The following is a 15688-nucleotide window of genomic DNA, read 5'->3' as shown; positions in this document are numbered from 1 at the left end:
CGCGGAAGACGCGCGGCGCTTTCGTCAAATCAGGCAGTTTCCTCGACCGCGAGCCCCAGCTCCTCGATCATTGCATCGCGCATGACGAATTTCTGAGGCTTGCCGGAAACCGTCAGCGGCAGGCTCTCCTTGAACCGGATCACCGCCGGAATCTTGAAATGCGCAATCTCGTCGCGGCAGAACTCGCGGATAGCCTCCTCGGTCAACTCGGCGCCATTGCGCGGCACGATCCATGCCGCGACGATCTCGCCCAGCCGGTGATCCGGGATGCCGAAGACCTGCGCCTGACTGATATCGGGATGGGTGTAGAGGAACTCCTCGACCTCCCGCGGATAGACGTTTTCGCCGCCCCGCAGGATCATGTCCTTCACCCGTCCGGTGATGTTGCAATAGCCCTCGCTGTCGATCCGGGCGAGATCGCCCGTATGCATCCAGCCATCCGCATCGAGCGCATCATTCGTACGCTCGGGCTCGCCCCAATAGCCGCACATCACCGAGTAGCCACGCGTCAGCAGCTCGCCCTGCTCGCCCACATTGGCGAGCGAGCCATCCTCGCGCACGATCTTCACCTCGAGATGCGGCTGCACCTGACCCACCGAGGACACACGTTTTTCCAAGGGTGTATCGGTGGCCGACTGGAACGAGACCGGGGCGGTCTCGGTCATCCCGTAGGCGATCGTCACTTCCGACATGTGCATCTTCGATTGCACCTGCTTCATCACCTCGATCGGACAGGGTGCGCCCGCCATGATGCCGGTGCGAAGCGACGAAAGGTCATGGTTCGCGAAATCGGGATGCTCCAGCATCGCGACGAACATGGTCGGCACGCCGTAAAGTGCGGTGCAGCGTTCGGCCGCGACACATGCCAGCGTGACGGGCGCGTCGAAGCCTTCGCTCGGCACGACGATAGCCGCGCCCTTGGTGACGCAGCCCAGCGTGCCCATCACCATCCCGAAGCAATGGTAGAACGGCACCGGGATGCAGACGCGGTCCTGTTCGGTCGCCAGCATCGCGCGGGTCACGAAATGCGCGTTGTTGACGATATTGCGATGCGTCAGGGTCGCGCCTTTGGGCGATCCGGTGGTGCCGGAGGTGAACTGGATGTTGATCGGCTCGTTCGGGTCGAGATGTTCGGTGAGAGCGTCGAGCGCGCCTTGGTCCTGCGCCGCACCCATCGCCTCGACATCCGAGAAGCGATGACAGCCGGGATGCTGGGTCTCTCCCAGAGTGATGATGTCGCGCAGATCGGGCAGTTTCATGATTTCCAGCTGACCGGGCTCACTCTTCGCAAGCTCCGGCAGCAGGCGTTGGATCATCGACAGGTAATCCGAGCTCTTGAAAGTCTCGGCCAGCACCAGCGCCCGGCAGCCGGTCTTGCGCAGCGCAAATTCCAGCTCGTGCAGGCGATAGGCCGGGTTGATGTTCACGAGGATCACCCCGATCCGCGCCGTCGCGAACTGCGTCAGCAGCCATTCCGAACGGTTGGGCGACCAGATACCGAGCCGGTCGCCATGCCGAAGCCCGAGCGCGAGCAGCCCCGAGGCGAGCCGGTCGACCCGCTGCGCGAACTCCGCCCAGGTCCAGCGAATGCCCTCCGAGGTGAAGATGGCGCCGTCGCGATCGGGCCAACGCTCGGCAGTGCGCTTGAGCACGGCCGGGATCGTATCCTCGATCAGCGGGGTATCGGTCGGCCCGGCTACATGGGCCAGACCACGTTTCGGCACCACGCCGAGATCTGAGTGCGGGTTGCTCTCGCTTTGCATGACTTCCTCCTCTGGCTCCCCATCGCCGGCACATTCGGCCGATGATCCTCCTTGGGGCGCTCACATTAAATGAACGATGGTTCATTTAATGCAACCCTAAACCGCAGAAACAAGAAAATCATGCTGCGCTCGCGAAACCGTGTTCGAGGCGATCGCGCCTTCGGAGCCCTGCAAAACCTGACGACTCGCGGTATTTCTGCTATAGTTGGAAGTGGTCTAATCTTCTGAGGGAGGAGCGATGATGCGACCGGAACTCATGACACGCCGCCGCGCATTGAGTCTCGCGTTCGAGCGTTACATCGAGGCGGACAAGGCGTGGCGCGACGCGCTCGTGGGCTTGAACGACTGGTTTCCGCGCAGCGCGAACCGTCGTCCGGGGTTGATCGGAAATCCGGGTTCGCCGATCCGACGGCTTTACGATGCGCGCAGCCGGGCGCTGCTGCGCCTAGAAGTCACGCAGGTCAAACTGGCCACTGCGAAACGGCGACTGGCAGAGCGCCGCGCGCGCGAGCTGCCGCCCGTGTTTCTGATCGGGCCGCCCTGCTGAGCGCAGGGGCGACGCACTCGCAGATTTCACCCGACAGGACGGCGGCGGCACGTGTCCTCCGTCCGGGGGTGCTTGTCATTTCCAAAACTCTGACGCAGCTTCGCAACGGGCAGCACCGTTCGAGCGACGGCGCGGCGCGGGTCGCGACTCGCCGATAGGCCCCCGATACGACCTTTCTGGAGAGCTTCATGCGCACGTTCGTCACGATCACCCACGAGGATTGCCTCGCTCACGACACCGGGCCCACCCATCGCGAGCGGCCGTGGCGCCTCGAGACGGTGCGCGGCCTGATCGACGAGATGGAGCTGCCGGTCATCGAGGCGCGCGAGGCGAGCGACGAGGATCTCCTGCTGGGCCACGACGCGGCTTATCTTGAAGCGCTCGAAGAGGTCTTCGCGCGTGAGGAGCATGCAGATCTCGATTCGGACACGCATGTCTCTCCGGGCTCGCGCCGTGCGAGCCGCCTGGGCGCGGGCGGGGCCTTGCAGGCCGTCGATCTCGTTCTCACGGGCGAGGCCGAGCGCGTGTTCGTCGCGACCCGCCCGCCCGGGCACCACGCAACGCGGACGCGGGCGATGGGGTTCTGCATCTACGGCAATACCGGGCTTGCGGCGCTGCATGCGCTCGAACGTCACGGCCTGTCGCGCGTCGCGGTGCTCGATTTCGACGTGCATCACGGCAACGGCACGCAGGATATCCTTTGGGACGAGCCGCGCAGCCTGTTCATCTCGTCGCATCAGGAGCCCAAGTCGCTCTGGCCCGGCACTGGGGCGCGGTCGGAGACGGGCGCGCATGACAACGTGCTCAACCTGCCGCTCGCCAGTGGCAGCGGCGCGTCCGAGATGAAGGTCGCCTGGGAGGACGGGCTTGCCCGGTTGGAGGCCTTCAATCCGGATTTGATCATCGTATCCGCCGGGTTCGACGCGCATCGCGAGGACGACATCTCGGGCCTGCTCTGGACCGCCGGGGATTACTGGTGGCTGACGAGCGCGATCCGTGGCGTCGCGCGCCGTTGCTGCGACGGGCGCTTGGTTTCCTGCCTCGAAGGCGGCTACAACCCGACCGCGCTCGCGGAAGGCGCAGCCGCGCATCTCGAGGCGCTTGCGCAGTGATCGCCGGGGCGCGCTCATATCAGGGGCGCGACAGGCGATGCCCGGTCCGCTCAGTTTCCGCGAAAACCTGAAGCAGGCACGAAATGGCACGTAACCGCTATTACACCGGCCCGGTCAGCGACCATTTCGACGGCGAGCGTTTTCACCCGCATGGCCAGCCGTCCACGGATCGCTCCTTTCGCGACATCCTCAAATGGCGGCGCGAAGGGCAGCGCGCCCGGTGGCCCAAGCACGTCCCCATTGAGCCGAGCGTGCCGCCCGAGCGCAGCGACGCGGCGCGGCTCACCATGGTCGGCCATGCCTCGGTTCTCATTCAGGTCGCGGGGCTCAACCTGCTGACCGATCCGGTCTGGTCGGACCGCGCGAGCCCGCTGCGCTTTGCCGGGCCGAGGCGCGTCACCGCGCCCGGGATCGCCTTCGACCACCTTCCGCCCATCGACGCGGTCCTGATCAGCCATAACCATTACGACCATCTCGACACCGTCACTTTGCGCAAACTGCACAAACGCCACCGTCCACGGATGGTGATGCCGCTAGGGACCGATGCGACGGTGCGAAAGGCGGTACGCGGGGCGCGGATCGAGATCGGCGATTGGCACGACCGCATCGCGCTGACCCCAGAGATCTCGGTCACGCTGACGCCCGCGAACCACTGGTCGGCACGGGGCCTCGGCGACCGGCGCATGGCTCTCTGGAGCGGCTTCTGGATCGACACGCCGCAGAGCCGGATCTGGTTCGCGGGCGATACCGGCTATGGCGACGGGGCGATTTTTCGCGACATCCGCGCCCGGCACGGTGCGCCAGACATCGCGGTGATCCCGATCGGAGCCTATGAGCCGCGCTGGTTCATGCAGCCCCAGCATGTCGCGCCCGAAGAGGCCGTGCGCATCTTCACCGATATCGGCCCCGCCCAAGCGCTCGGCTGTCACTGGGGCACGTTCCAGCTGACCGACGAGCCGCGCGAGGAGCCGCCCACCCTGCTGGGTCAAAGCCTCGCGGCCTCCGGGATCGCGGCGGACCGGTTCCGAGCCTTCGCGCCCGGCGAGGTCTATTTGGCACCCTCGACAGGGTAACAGCGTCGCACCTTCTTGTGGTGACGCAATCGAGCGGTCAAATTGAGGGCAGCGGGAATTCGGCTGTGCCGTCCCCTTCCCCGGGACGATCACGCGGCGGAAAGAGAGGGTTGAGATGAGCTGGTCCTATTCACTCGGCAAGATCGGCGGCACTGTGCTCAGGGTCCATGTCACCTTCGTTCTGCTGATCATCTGGATCACCGCCACCGCCTGGGCAGCGGAGGGGCCGCAGGCGGCGCTGGTCAACATGCTCTTCATCCTGTCGGTCTTCGCCTGCGTCGTGCTCCATGAATTCGGCCATGCGACGATGGCGGCGCGGTTCGGCGTGCGAACGCCCGACATCACGCTTCTGCCGATCGGCGGCCTCGCGCGGCTGGAGCGGATTCCGGAAAATCCCAAGCAGGAAATTCTGATCGCCGTGGCGGGGCCCGCGGTCAATGTCGTGATCTTCCTGATCCTGACGATCTTCCTCGGCGGTCGCGGCTGGCTCAGCGATCTGCAATCGCTCGACAATCCCGCGCAAAGTTTCTGGGGCCGGCTTGCGCTGGTCAACGCGCTTCTCGTCGCGTTCAACCTGATCCCGGCCTTCCCGATGGATGGCGGGCGGGTCTTCCGAGCGGCGCTCGCGCTGTTCATGGACCGGGTGAAAGCGACGCAGGTCGCAGCCCGAACCGGGCAGGTCATCGCCGTGCTCTTCGCCTATTGGGGTCTGACGAGCGGCAACCCAATCCTCGTGCTGATCGCGGTATTCATCTTCTTCGCGGCGGGATCGGAAAGCTCCGACGCGGCGATGCGCGGTCTGGCCCATCGGGCGGCGGCGCGCGACGCCGTCATCACCTCCTTCGTGTCGCTGACACCGGAAGATACGATCGACACCGCTGCGCAGGCGATCCTGCACAGCTCGCAATCGGAGTTTCCCGTGCTCTCGCCCGAAGGACAGATCCTCGGCTTCGTCACCCGCGAGAGCGTGCTGGCCCGGCCCGATCCCGAGTTCCGCCAGACACCGGTCTCCGAGATCATGTTCCGCGATGTGCCGGTCGTGTCGCTGAAGACCGGGATGGACGACGTGCTCGACGCCTTCGCGCGGCAGCGCATCCCGGCGGTGGCGGTGGTGGGGGCGAACGGCAATTTCGTGGGCTTCATCAACCGCGAGAATATCGGCGAATGGTTCATCCTCGCCCGCGCCCCTAGCGTGCGGCGCGGAGGGTAAGCCCGAAAGCGGCGCCCTGCTCTAGAGATAGACCGACAAGCCTCGCCAGCCCGCAAGCACAGCCGAAATCGCCATGACCACGATGGCGATCGTCCGGTACTGGGCGTTGTCGAGCCGCGCGAAGGCCGTAGTGCCCGCCCATGTGCCGAGCGCCAGCGCGGGCACCGAAACCAGCGTCAGCCAGAGCGCATCGCCATTCACGGCCCCCGCAAGGATCAGCCCGGGCGTTGCCAACAGCGAGGCCACGAAGAAGAATAGCAGCAACGAGGCCCGCGTCTGCATCGCCGTGGTGCCTGCCCCGAGGTAATAGGCCACTGCGGGCGGCCCCGGCATCGCCGCGAGCCCGGAAAACGCGCCCGAGGCGACGCCCGCCAGCAGCGCGAGCCCGCCATGGGGATGCGGGCGCGCAGGCTTGTAGCGCAACAGCAGCGTCAGCCCCGCGAGTACGGCGAGCGCGATCATCACCCGCGCGGCATCGGCGCTGACCGCGCTGAGCGCGAAAATCCCGACCGGCGTGCCCACAATCGCGCCCAGCGACAGCCGCGCAAACGAGGGTTTGTGCACATGCCCGTGAAGCGTGAAAAGATCGCGGCACCCGACCACGACCTGCAGCAGCACCGCCAGCGTCACCGCCTCGATCGGCGGCACCATCAGCGAGACGATCGGCACCGCGGCCAGCGCGAAACCGAACCCCGCAATGCCGCGCAGGAAGGCCGAGAAGAACACGGCGGTGATGACCAGCAGGGTCGTTGCGCTTAGCATCCGGTCACGTCTCGGCCTGCGCGATGCGCGCTGCACAGCCTGCGGCACAGAAGGCGACCAGCCCCTCGACCGAGGCTTGCGCATCGGACTGCGAGGCCAGCGCCGCGATCCGCCATTCCGAGGTGAGGAAGGCCAGAAGGGCTGCAACCGAATAGACGAACCCTTCTGCCACCACCGCCCGGCCCACCTTGGGATGCAGCGCGCAGATTTCATCCATGAAACGCTGTGCGGTCGGGTCGAAAAGATCGGTAGAAATATCGGCCCAGGCCGGATCGGCCGAGACCATCGCCACCAGCCGCGCATAGGCCAGCCATTGCGGATCGCTGCCTGCCGCCTTCGCCAGATAGGGCCGGAAGAAGCAGCCGAGGATCGCCGTCAGATCGAGCGCCCCCTGCCCCTTCGCCTGCGCCAGAGCCTCCAGACGCAGACGCGCCAGCTCTTCGGCGCGCCGCTCCACCACTTCGCGAAACAGCGCCTCTTTTGAGCCCCCGTGATGGTTCACCAGACCCAGCGGCACCTCGGCCAGCGCGGCGATGTCGCGCACCTTCGCGCCCTCGAATCCGTCCCGCGCGAACACCGTTTCCGCCGCATCGAGAATCCGTGAACGGCTCGCGAGAGAGCGCTTCGACGGCGCTCTAAGCCTTTGTTTCTCGGTCGTCTTTTTCGTCATCAGATCGGGGCTTGCTTATTTTGAACAATGGTTCAATTTAAAAACGTCTGGGAGGAGACGCAAGATGACAGATACGAGGGGCAGGTTCGCCCTGATCGGCGCGGGCCCGATGGGTCTGGCCGCGGCCAAGGTGCTGGGCGAACAAGGGGTAGACTATCAGGGGTTCGAGCTGCACAGCGATGTGGGCGGGCTCTGGGATATCGAGGGCGCGCATTCGACGATGTATGAAAGCGCGCATCTGATTTCCTCGAAGCGGATGACGGAATTCACCGATTTCCCGATGCGCGAGGAGGTGGCGGAATATCCCAGCCACCGCGAGATGGCGCAGTATTTCCGCGATTTCGCCGATCATTTCGACATTCGGCGCCATTACCGCTTCAACGCCAAGGTGACGAAGGTTGAACCGCTGGGCGGCGATGGCGAAGGCTGGCGGGTCAGTTGGCGCGATAGCGAGGGCGAGCATTCTGAGATCTATGCAGGCGTTCTGATCGCCAATGGCACGCTCTCCGAACCGAACATGCCGGAGTTCCCCGGCCAGTTCGACGGCGAGTTGATCCACTCCTCGGCCTATCGCGACCCGTCGCAATTCACCGGCAAGCGCGTGCTCGTCGTGGGCGCGGGCAATTCGGGCTGCGACATCGCGGTGGACGCGATCCATCACGGCAAAAGCTGCGATCTTTCGATGCGACGCGGCTATTACTTCGTGCCGAAATACGTCTTCGGCAAACCCGCCGACACGCTAGGCGGCGCAATCAAGCTGCCGATGTGGCTCAAGCGCAAGATCGACGGCGCGCTGCTGAAATGGTTCGTCGGCGATCCGCAGAAATACGGGTTTCCCAAGCCCGATTACAAACTCTACGAGAGCCATCCGATCGTGAACTCGCTGGTGCTGTTCCACGCAGGTCACGGCGATCTGAAAGTGCGCGCGGATATCGAAAGGCTCGACGGCAAAACGGTGCACTTCAAGGATGGCGCGCAGGCCGAGTATGACATGATCCTCGCGGCCACCGGCTACAAGCTGCACTACCCCTTCATCGCGCCGGAGCTGCTGAACTGGCAAGGCGACGCGCCGCATCTGTACCTTAACGCGATGCACCCCAAGCGCGACGATCTCTTCGTGCTGGGAATGCTCGAGGCGAGCGGGCTTGGCTGGCAGGGCCGTCACGAACAAGCCGAGATGGTGGCGCGCTACATTCGCGGGCTGCGCGAGGGATCGGAGGCCGCGAAGCGCCTGCAGGCGAAGAAGGCCGAGGGGTTCGAGCGCGCGACCGGCGGCATGGCCTATCTCAAGCTCGCGCGGATGGCCTATTACGTGGACAAGGCGACCTATCGCAAGGCGGTCACCGGCTGGATCAAGGCGCTCGGCGGGAAGGCCCCGGCATGACCGGGCTCGACGCGGTCCGGCTGAATTTCAGCCCCGGCGCTCTGCATCTGCTCAACGCGATCCTCGGCATCGTCATGTTCTCAGTCGCGATCGACCTCTCCCCCCGCGATTTCCGCCCGCTGGTGCGCAGGCCCTGGGCGCTGATCGTGGGGTTCACGTCGCAGTTTCTGGTGCTGCCCGCGCTGACCTTCGGGCTGGTGCTGGCGCTGCAGCCCAGCCCGTCGATTGCGCTCGGGCTGATCCTCGTCGCGGCTTGTCCCGGCGGGAATGTCTCGAACTTCTTCACCCATCGGGCGGGCGGGAACACGGCGCTGTCGGTCTCGCTGACCGCCTTCGCCACGGTGGCGGCGATCGTGCTGACGCCGCTCAATATCGCGTTCTGGGGCAGCCTTTACGCCCCGACGCGCGCGCTGCTGCACGAGACCCATATCGACCCGGTGAGCGTGGCGATCACCGTGGGTGTCATGCTGCTGTTGCCGCTGATCGCCGGGATCGCGCTGAACCATTACCGCTACGATCTGACGACCCGCATTCGCGATCCGCTGAAATGGGTGTCGATGGCGATTTTCGTGGCTTTCGTGGCGCTCTCGCTCAGCGCCAACTGGTCCTATTTCGTCCAATTCGTCGGGCTGATCGCGGGGATGGTGGTGCTGCACAATGCGCTGGCGTTTGCGGGAGGCTATGGCACCGCGACGCTGGCGCGGCTTTCGCCCTTCGACCGGCGCGCGATCACCATCGAGACGGGTATCCAGAATTCAGGGCTCGGCCTCGTGCTGATATTCGCCTTCTTCGGAGGTTTGGGCGGCATGGCAATCGTCGCGGCTTTCTGGGGCATCTGGCACATCATCGCGGGCTTCGCGATCTCGACATTCATGAGACGAAAGGAGGCCGCGCGATGACCCGGATCCTGATTACCGGTGCGGGCGGCATGATCGGCCGCGTGCTGACCGCAGAACTCGCCGAAAGTGGCCACGAGGTCATCGCGACCGATCTGGCATCCCCCGAGACGCTGCCTGAAGCCGTGCGCTTCGTGGCGATGGACGTCACCACCGACGCTCCCGGCAAGGTCATCGCGCGCGAACGGCCAGAGGTGATCGTGCATCTCGCCTCCATCGTGACGCCCGGTCCCGGCATGGGCCGCGAGCTAGCCTACCGCGTCGATGTGGAGGGCACGCGCAAGGTGCTCGCGGCTGCGCTTTCGGTCAGCGTGCGGCGACTTGTCGTGACTTCGTCGGGCGCGGCCTATGGCTATCACGCCGACAACCCCGTGCCGCTGCGCGAAAGCGATCCGGTGCGCGGCAATCCCGAGTTCGCCTATGCCGATCACAAGCGGCAGGTCGAGGAGATGCTGGCCGAAGCGCGCGCCACCCACCGTGCCCTCGAGCAGGTCGTGCTGCGGGTCGGAACGGTTCTTGGGAAGGGCACCGACAACCAGATCACCGCGCTGTTTCGCAAGCCGCGCCTGCTCGCGATCCGGGGTTGCGAGAGCCCTTTCGTCTTCATCTGGACCCGCGATCTGGCGCGCATCCTTATACGTGCCGCGACCGATGGCCCGCCTGGCATCTTCAACGTCGCGGGAGACGGCGCACTGGGCGTCACCGACCTCGCAAGACGTCTCGGCAAACCGGTGCGCCGCCTGCCCGCGCTCGGCATCAAGGCCGCGCTCGCCATCGCCCATCCGCTGGGCCTGAGCCGCTACGGGCCCGAACAGGTGCGCTTTCTGCAATACCGCCCCGTCCTTGCCAACGACGCATTGAAGGAAGTCTTCGGCTACACGCCAGAGCTGACCAGCGCCGAAGTCTTTGACCTCTGGGCGCGCGAGGCCGGGCTATGAGCGCGCGCGTCGCGGTAATCTCGGGCGGCGCCGGGGGGCTTGGGCAGGCGCTCTCGGCGGGGCTGCGCGCCGAGGGCTGGCAGGTCGTGCTGCTCGACCGGAATATCTCGGGCCTTACCGCCGCGCCGAATGAAGAGGCCATCGCGTGCGATCTGACCGATCCGGCGCAACTGGAGACAGCCTGCGATGACATCCGCGCACGTCACCCCCGGATCGAGCTCGCGATCTACAACGCGGGCGTCACCCAGATCGGGCCGTTCTCCGAGCTGAGCGAGGCCGCACATCGCAAGGTCTTCGAAATCAACTATTTCGCGGCAACCGCGATGGCGCGGCATTTCCTCGAACCGCTGCGGGAAAGCCACGGCACGCATCTGGCGATTTCTTCGGTGGCGGGATTCTCGCCGCTCTATCACCGCACCGCCTATGCAGCGTCGAAACATGCGTTGGAAGGGTTCTTCAAATCGTTGCGTTCGGAGGAGGCCTCTCACGGCGTGCGTGTGCAGATCGCAGCCCCCTCCTTCGTGGCGACAAATCTAGACCGGGCCGAGCGGCAATCAGACGGCATCGCACGTCCCGGAGCGGCTGCGGACGGGGTGGATTACATGACGCCCGAGGCTGCCGCGCAGGTGATCCTCGCCGGGCTGAAGCGCAACCGCCCGATGATCCCGGTAGGCCGCGTCGCGCGGCTCGCGTGGTGGATCAACCGCGCCTCGCCCGGGCTGTTCCAGCGGCTCATGGAGCGTAACATCGCGCGCGATCCTTCCTGACTTCCGCAGCCGCGACCTTTCGCAGCAGGACATGAGAAATTGCGCCCAACTTGATCGAGCGCATTGAAGCGACCCGTGCCCCCGGCGCTAATCTGCCCGTGATGAGGCACCGGGTCGCGTTTTGCGGCCCCCTCACCGAACGAGTTTCAAGGGGAACGCGACATGAGTGTGACACAGCATGAAACCCCGCATGGCGGGATGCCCGGCTGGGCGTGGAGCGTGGTCGTCGCGGCAGGCCTCGTCGCGTGGTGGGGGATCTACCGCCAGCTCCCGGCCCTCTCCGAATGGATCGTCTCGTTCCTGCCGGTCACTCGCGACACGCATACTGGCGAGGCGCTGGCCTTCTTCTTCTACGACGTCCCGAAAGTGATGATGCTGCTCACCCTGATCGTCTTCGCGATGGGGGTCGTGCGCAGCTTCTTCAGCCCGGAAAAAACCCGCGCGCTTCTCTCGGGCAAGCGCGAGGGCGTCGGCAACGTGATGGCGGCGGGCTTGGGCGTCTTGACGCCGTTCTGCTCCTGCTCGGCGGTGCCGCTCTTCATCGGCTTCGTCTCCGCAGGCATCCCGCTGGGCGTCACCTTTTCGTTCCTGATCGCAGCCCCGATGGTCAACGAAGTGGCGCTGATCCTGCTCATCGGCCTCGTCGGCTGGCCCGTGGCGCTGGTCTATCTCGGCTTCGGACTCGCCATCGCGATCGTCGCGGGCTGGGTGATCGGCAGGCTCCATGTCGAGGGCTGGCTGCAGGACTGGGTGCGCGACATCCATTCCGGCGCGACCACCCCGGGCGCGGTCGAGAGCGACGAACTAAGTATGACCGACCGCTATCGCCTTGGCCTCGAGGCGGTGCGCGAGATCTTCTCCAGGGTCTGGATCTGGATCATCATCGGTATCGCGATGGGCGCTCTGATCCACGGCTATGTCCCGCAAGACCTGATGGTGCGTATCATGGGTTCGGGCACGTGGTGGTCGGTGCCCGCGGCGGTGCTGATGGGCGTACCGATGTACACCAACGCCGCTGGCGTCATCCCGATCGTCGAGGCGCTTCTGGGCAAGGGCGCGGCGCTCGGTACGGTTCTGGCCTTCATGATGTCGGTGATCGCGCTGTCGATGCCCGAGATGATCATCCTGCGTCAGGTCCTGAAACTGCGCCTGATCGCGGTCTTCATCGGGGTTGTCGCCAGCGGGATCCTTGCCGTCGGCTTCCTGTTCAACGCATTGTTCTAAGGAGAAAAGATATGAAGGACGTCAAGGTTTACGGCCCCGGCTGCAAGCGCTGCGAAAAGACCGAGGAGTTGGTCAAGGAAGCGGCCGCCAAGCTCGGCATCGAGGTGTCGGTCGAGAAGGTTACCGACCCCCGCGCGATCGCCATGGCAGGCGTGATGTCGACCCCCGGCGTCTCGGTCGACGGGAAGCTGGTGCATACGGGCGGCCTGCCGGATAGCGGCAAGCTCGAGCGGTGGCTATCGGCCTGAGCGAACCCTACCCCACCGAAAGTTAGCCAAAAGAAGACCCCGCGCCGGGTAGCGCGGGGTCTATCATTTCAAAGCGCGAAGGCTCAGTTCAGTTCGCTCGCGCGCTCGGCATCGACCGTCTTCGAAGCCTCGTCGACCGCGGATTGCAGGTCGTCGAACACTTCGCCACCGTTCTGGACGTTGTCCTTGAACCAGCCATAGACCGGCTGCGCCGCATCTTGGAACTGCTTCTTCTGCTCGGGCGTCGGCACGTAGATCTCGCCGCCGTCCTTCTTGAACTCCTCATAGGCGGCAATCGACTTGCGCTTGGGCGAAGCGAAGGTCGCCTGCTGGAGCGCCGCGAACCCGTCCACGATCACGCGCTGCATGTCGGGCGACATGTCCTTGAACTTCTGGTTGTTCATCCACCACAGCGCCGCCATGTAGGCATGCCCGTCGAGCGTGACGTATTTCAGCCCGGCCTCGGGGAATTTCATGTTCATGATGTCGGTGATGCCGTTCTTGGTGCCGTCCACGACGCCGGTCTGCAGCGCGGTGAACAGTTCCGGCCACGGGATCGGGGTCGGCGAGGCACCCATCGCTTTCACCAGCTCCTGCGGCAGGTCCGCGACGATGGTGCGGATTTTCATGCCTTTCAGATCCTCGGGCGTTTTCACCGTGTGCTTGGTGTTGGCGAAGTTGCGCCAGCCGCCGGTGTTTCCGATCGTCATCAGGCGGATCATGTTGTCGCTGTCCGCCAGCGCCATCTTGCGCAGCTGCGAGGTGAAGTCGGTATGGGTCAGCACCTCTTCGGCAACCCGGTCGTTCGGCATCAGATACGGCAGGTCAAGCACCTGCACATAGGGGAAGATCCCCGCAGCCCCGCCCGAGGTCGAGATGTAGATGTCGAGCGAGCCATCCGCGATGCCCTGCAGACACTCTGCCCCGTTCGAGCACAGCTGCGTGCCAATGAAGAGGTCGACCTTGATCTTCCCGTTCGAGGCGTTCTCGACATAGTTCTTGAACACGACGAGACCGTCGTAATCCTCGTCATTCGTGTTCGAGTTGGCGACCGCGCGCAGCGTGATCGTATCGTCCTGAGCCTGCGCGGCCATGCCGAGCCCCGAGGCCAGCACGGCCCCCAGCGCAAGCGATTTCACGAAAGTTCTGAGCATCATTTCCTCCCTATATGCTTCAGTATCGTTTTAGTTGGCGAACCCCGTCAGACGGGGAATGGTCATCGAAATCGCGGGGAAGTAGGTGATCAGGAAGATCACGGCCACTTCGACCGCGAGGAACGGCAGGATCGCGCGGGCGATGGTCTCCACCCGTTCCTTCGACACCGCGGCGGCCACGAACAGCACCAGCCCCATCGGCGGCGTGGCGAGCCCCACGGTCAGGTTCACGCTCATGATGATCGCGAAATGAATCGGATCGACCCCGAGCCCGGTGAAAATCGGCGCGAGGATCGGCCCCAGCACGATGATCGCGGGGCCCGCGTCGAGGAACATCCCGACGATGAACAGCAGGATGTTGATCAGGAACAGCAGGATCAACGGGTTCTGCGACAGGCCGAGGATGAACTCCGCCAGCGCTTCGGGGGCGTGCGACAGGCTGACGACCGTCTTGAACGCCATCGCCGCGCCCACCAGCAGCAGCACCACCGAGGACGTCAGCCCCGCCCGCATCAGGATATGCGGCAGGTCGCTCCAGCGCAGCGTGCGCAGGATGAAGAGGCCGACGATCAGCGCGTAGGCCACGGCGATCGCGGCGGCCTCGGTCGGGGTGAAGACGCCGCCCAAGATACCGCCCAGAATGATGACCGGCGTCATCAGCGGGAAGAAGGCGCGCAAACTCGCCTGTCCCCGCTCGGGCCATGTGTGTTTCTTCGAGGCGGGCGGAAACCCGTGCTTGTTGGCCATGAACTTGACCATCACCATCAGCCCGACACCGACCAGAACGCCAGGCACGATCCCCGCAAGGAAAAGCGCCGCGACCGACTGGCCCATCACATAGGCATAGATGATCATGATGCCCGAAGGCGGGATGATCGGCCCGATCACCGAACTGGCCGCGGTGATCGCAGCGGCGAATTTACGGGTGTAGCCCTGCTGCTCCATCGCCGGAATCAGCATCGAGCCCAGCGCGGACGTATCGGCCACTGCCGAGCCCGAAAGCCCCGCGAACAGCATCGAGGACAGGATGTTCACATGCGCGAGGCCGCCGCGCAGATGGCCCATCATCGCCTCAGAGAATTCCACCAGACGGCGCGTGATGCCGCCCGAGTTCATCATCTCGCCGGCGAGCATGAAGAACGGGATGGCGAGCAGCGGGAAGCTGTCCATCCCGTTGTAAAGGTTGCGGTAAAGCAGCGCGAAGTCGCGCTCCTGCCCGTTCAGGAGCAGCATCGCGCCCGGGGCCGCGAGCAGCGCGAAGAAGATCGGGAAGCCGATCAGGATCAGGACGAGGAAAAGCGGAAGGAACCAGACCAGCATCACTCTGCCCCTCCAGCGATCGCGAGCACGGGCGGCAGCGGGTCGTCTCCGGTGCGCAGGGCCAGTAGGTTGCGCAGGATCAGCTCGATATTGACCAGCACCAGAAGCGCGAAGCCCACCACGAGCGAGGCCATCATCCAGCTGCGCGGCACACGGATCCAGGCGTCGAAGGCCAGGCTGTCGGGCACCCAGAGAGAGGCGGTCGCGAATTTGCCGCCAAAGCCGGTGATCCCGTCCCAGCCGAGTTTCAGCGCCGCGACCGAGACCATCAGCGAGAACACCAGAAGCACCAGCGTCAGGCCGCGCGCGACCAGCTTCGGCAGCATCGCCGCGAGCATGTCGATCGCCACGAACCCGCCCGAGCGGAAGGCCGAGGGCGCCATCAGCCCCCCCATCCAGAGCATGCAGAACCGCGCCGCCTCGTCAGGCCAGGGCAGCGCGTTGTTGAGCACGTAGCGAAACCAGATCTGGATCAGGATCGCGATGACCATCGCCGCCACGGCGACGACGCCCGCCCAGCGTCCGATCGCGAGCAGGATGTCGTTCAGCCGGACCAGCGGCCTGGCCAGGATTGTCAGCAGGGTCATGCGCGCGTTTCCTCCCTCGCGATCCCTTGAAGG

At 65.0% G+C, this 15688-nt stretch carries 16 protein-coding genes; 10 read left to right on the top strand and 6 right to left on the bottom strand.

The window, feature by feature from the left end; all coding sequences use genetic code 11:
• Nucleotides 1–29 precede the first annotated feature (29 nt).
• On the bottom strand, nt 30–1763 hold the full coding sequence (locus tag BMG03_RS09325) for an AMP-binding protein (protein WP_075774664.1): 1734 nt from the start codon (nt 1761–1763) through the stop codon (nt 30–32).
• Nucleotides 1764–2004: 241 nt separating this feature from the next.
• On the opposite strand from BMG03_RS09325, the gene BMG03_RS09320 reads away from it, so the two are divergent.
• From BMG03_RS09320 to BMG03_RS09305, 4 genes are all read left to right on the top strand, one after another.
• Nucleotides 2005–2310 (top strand): hypothetical protein, encoded by a 306-nt coding sequence (locus BMG03_RS09320; protein ID WP_075774756.1) that lies wholly within the window; start codon nt 2005–2007, stop codon nt 2308–2310.
• A gap of 188 nt (nt 2311–2498) precedes the next feature.
• Complete coding sequence (locus tag BMG03_RS09315; RefSeq protein WP_075774663.1) at nt 2499–3422, top strand: histone deacetylase family protein; 924 nt, start codon at nt 2499–2501, stop codon at nt 3420–3422.
• Nucleotides 3423–3505: 83 nt separating this feature from the next.
• Entirely contained in the window at nt 3506–4495 is a 990-nt protein-coding gene (locus BMG03_RS09310; protein WP_075774662.1) for an MBL fold metallo-hydrolase, read from the top strand.
• Nucleotides 4496–4610: 115 nt separating this feature from the next.
• Nucleotides 4611–5705 (top strand): site-2 protease family protein, encoded by a 1095-nt coding sequence (locus BMG03_RS09305; RefSeq protein ID WP_075774661.1) that lies wholly within the window; start codon nt 4611–4613, stop codon nt 5703–5705.
• Nucleotides 5706–5726: 21 nt separating this feature from the next.
• On the opposite strand, the gene BMG03_RS09300 is transcribed toward BMG03_RS09305, so the two are convergent.
• Both BMG03_RS09300 and BMG03_RS09295 read right to left on the bottom strand, forming a co-directional pair.
• Nucleotides 5727–6467, bottom strand: coding sequence for a sulfite exporter TauE/SafE family protein (locus tag BMG03_RS09300; RefSeq protein ID WP_075774660.1), 741 nt, complete (start codon nt 6465–6467; stop codon nt 5727–5729).
• Between the two features lie 4 nt (nt 6468–6471).
• Nucleotides 6472–7137 (bottom strand): TetR/AcrR family transcriptional regulator, encoded by a 666-nt coding sequence (locus BMG03_RS09295; RefSeq protein WP_206184175.1) that lies wholly within the window; start codon nt 7135–7137, stop codon nt 6472–6474.
• A 64-nt stretch (nt 7138–7201) separates the two neighbouring features.
• Between BMG03_RS09295 and BMG03_RS09290 the strand changes: the two genes are divergently transcribed.
• From BMG03_RS09290 to BMG03_RS09265, 6 genes are all read left to right on the top strand, one after another.
• Nucleotides 7202–8521, top strand: a complete 1320-nt coding sequence (locus tag BMG03_RS09290) for a flavin-containing monooxygenase (RefSeq protein ID WP_075774658.1) — start codon at nt 7202–7204, stop codon at nt 8519–8521.
• The gene (locus BMG03_RS09285) at nt 8518–9420 is read left to right on the top strand and encodes a bile acid:sodium symporter family protein (protein ID WP_075774657.1); all 903 of its coding nucleotides are present in this window, start codon (nt 8518–8520) and stop codon (nt 9418–9420) included. Before BMG03_RS09290 ends, BMG03_RS09285 begins: the two co-directional genes overlap by 4 nt.
• The gene (locus tag BMG03_RS09280) at nt 9417–10355 is read left to right on the top strand and encodes an SDR family oxidoreductase (RefSeq protein WP_075774656.1); all 939 of its coding nucleotides are present in this window, start codon (nt 9417–9419) and stop codon (nt 10353–10355) included. The genes BMG03_RS09285 and BMG03_RS09280 overlap by 4 nt, the downstream gene beginning before the upstream one ends.
• On the top strand, nt 10352–11122 hold the full coding sequence (locus BMG03_RS09275) for an SDR family NAD(P)-dependent oxidoreductase (RefSeq protein ID WP_075774655.1): 771 nt from the start codon (nt 10352–10354) through the stop codon (nt 11120–11122). The genes BMG03_RS09280 and BMG03_RS09275 overlap by 4 nt, the downstream gene beginning before the upstream one ends.
• A 162-nt stretch (nt 11123–11284) precedes the next feature.
• Nucleotides 11285–12346, top strand: coding sequence for a permease (locus BMG03_RS09270; RefSeq protein WP_208858036.1), 1062 nt, complete (start codon nt 11285–11287; stop codon nt 12344–12346).
• Between the two features lie 11 nt (nt 12347–12357).
• Nucleotides 12358–12594: a thioredoxin family protein gene (locus tag BMG03_RS09265; protein ID WP_075774654.1), complete on the top strand. Its 237-nt coding sequence runs from the start codon at nt 12358–12360 to the stop codon at nt 12592–12594.
• A gap of 83 nt (nt 12595–12677) precedes the next feature.
• Here the strand turns inward: BMG03_RS09265 and BMG03_RS09260 are convergent, their stop codons facing one another.
• Genes BMG03_RS09260 through BMG03_RS09250 form a run of 3 tightly spaced genes read right to left on the bottom strand, consistent with a single transcriptional unit; the run spans nt 12678 to nt 15655 of the window.
• Nucleotides 12678–13748, bottom strand: a complete 1071-nt coding sequence (locus tag BMG03_RS09260; protein WP_075774754.1) for a TRAP transporter substrate-binding protein — start codon at nt 13746–13748, stop codon at nt 12678–12680.
• 30 nt (nt 13749–13778) lie between these two features.
• Nucleotides 13779–15068 carry a TRAP transporter large permease gene (locus BMG03_RS09255; protein WP_075774653.1) on the bottom strand — a complete coding sequence of 430 codons (1290 nt, stop codon included), beginning with the start codon at nt 15066–15068 and terminating at the stop codon, nt 13779–13781.
• On the bottom strand, nt 15068–15655 hold the full coding sequence (locus BMG03_RS09250; RefSeq protein WP_075774652.1) for a TRAP transporter small permease: 588 nt from the start codon (nt 15653–15655) through the stop codon (nt 15068–15070). The genes BMG03_RS09255 and BMG03_RS09250 overlap by 1 nt, the downstream gene beginning before the upstream one ends.
• Between the last annotated feature and the right edge of the window lie 33 nt (nt 15656–15688).

This window comes from Thioclava nitratireducens, assembly GCF_001940525.2.
GTDB lineage: Bacteria > Pseudomonadota > Alphaproteobacteria > Rhodobacterales > Rhodobacteraceae > Thioclava > Thioclava nitratireducens.
The sequence above is the reverse complement of the archived record's forward strand: the minus strand, read 5'-3'. Positions and strand labels throughout refer to the sequence as shown.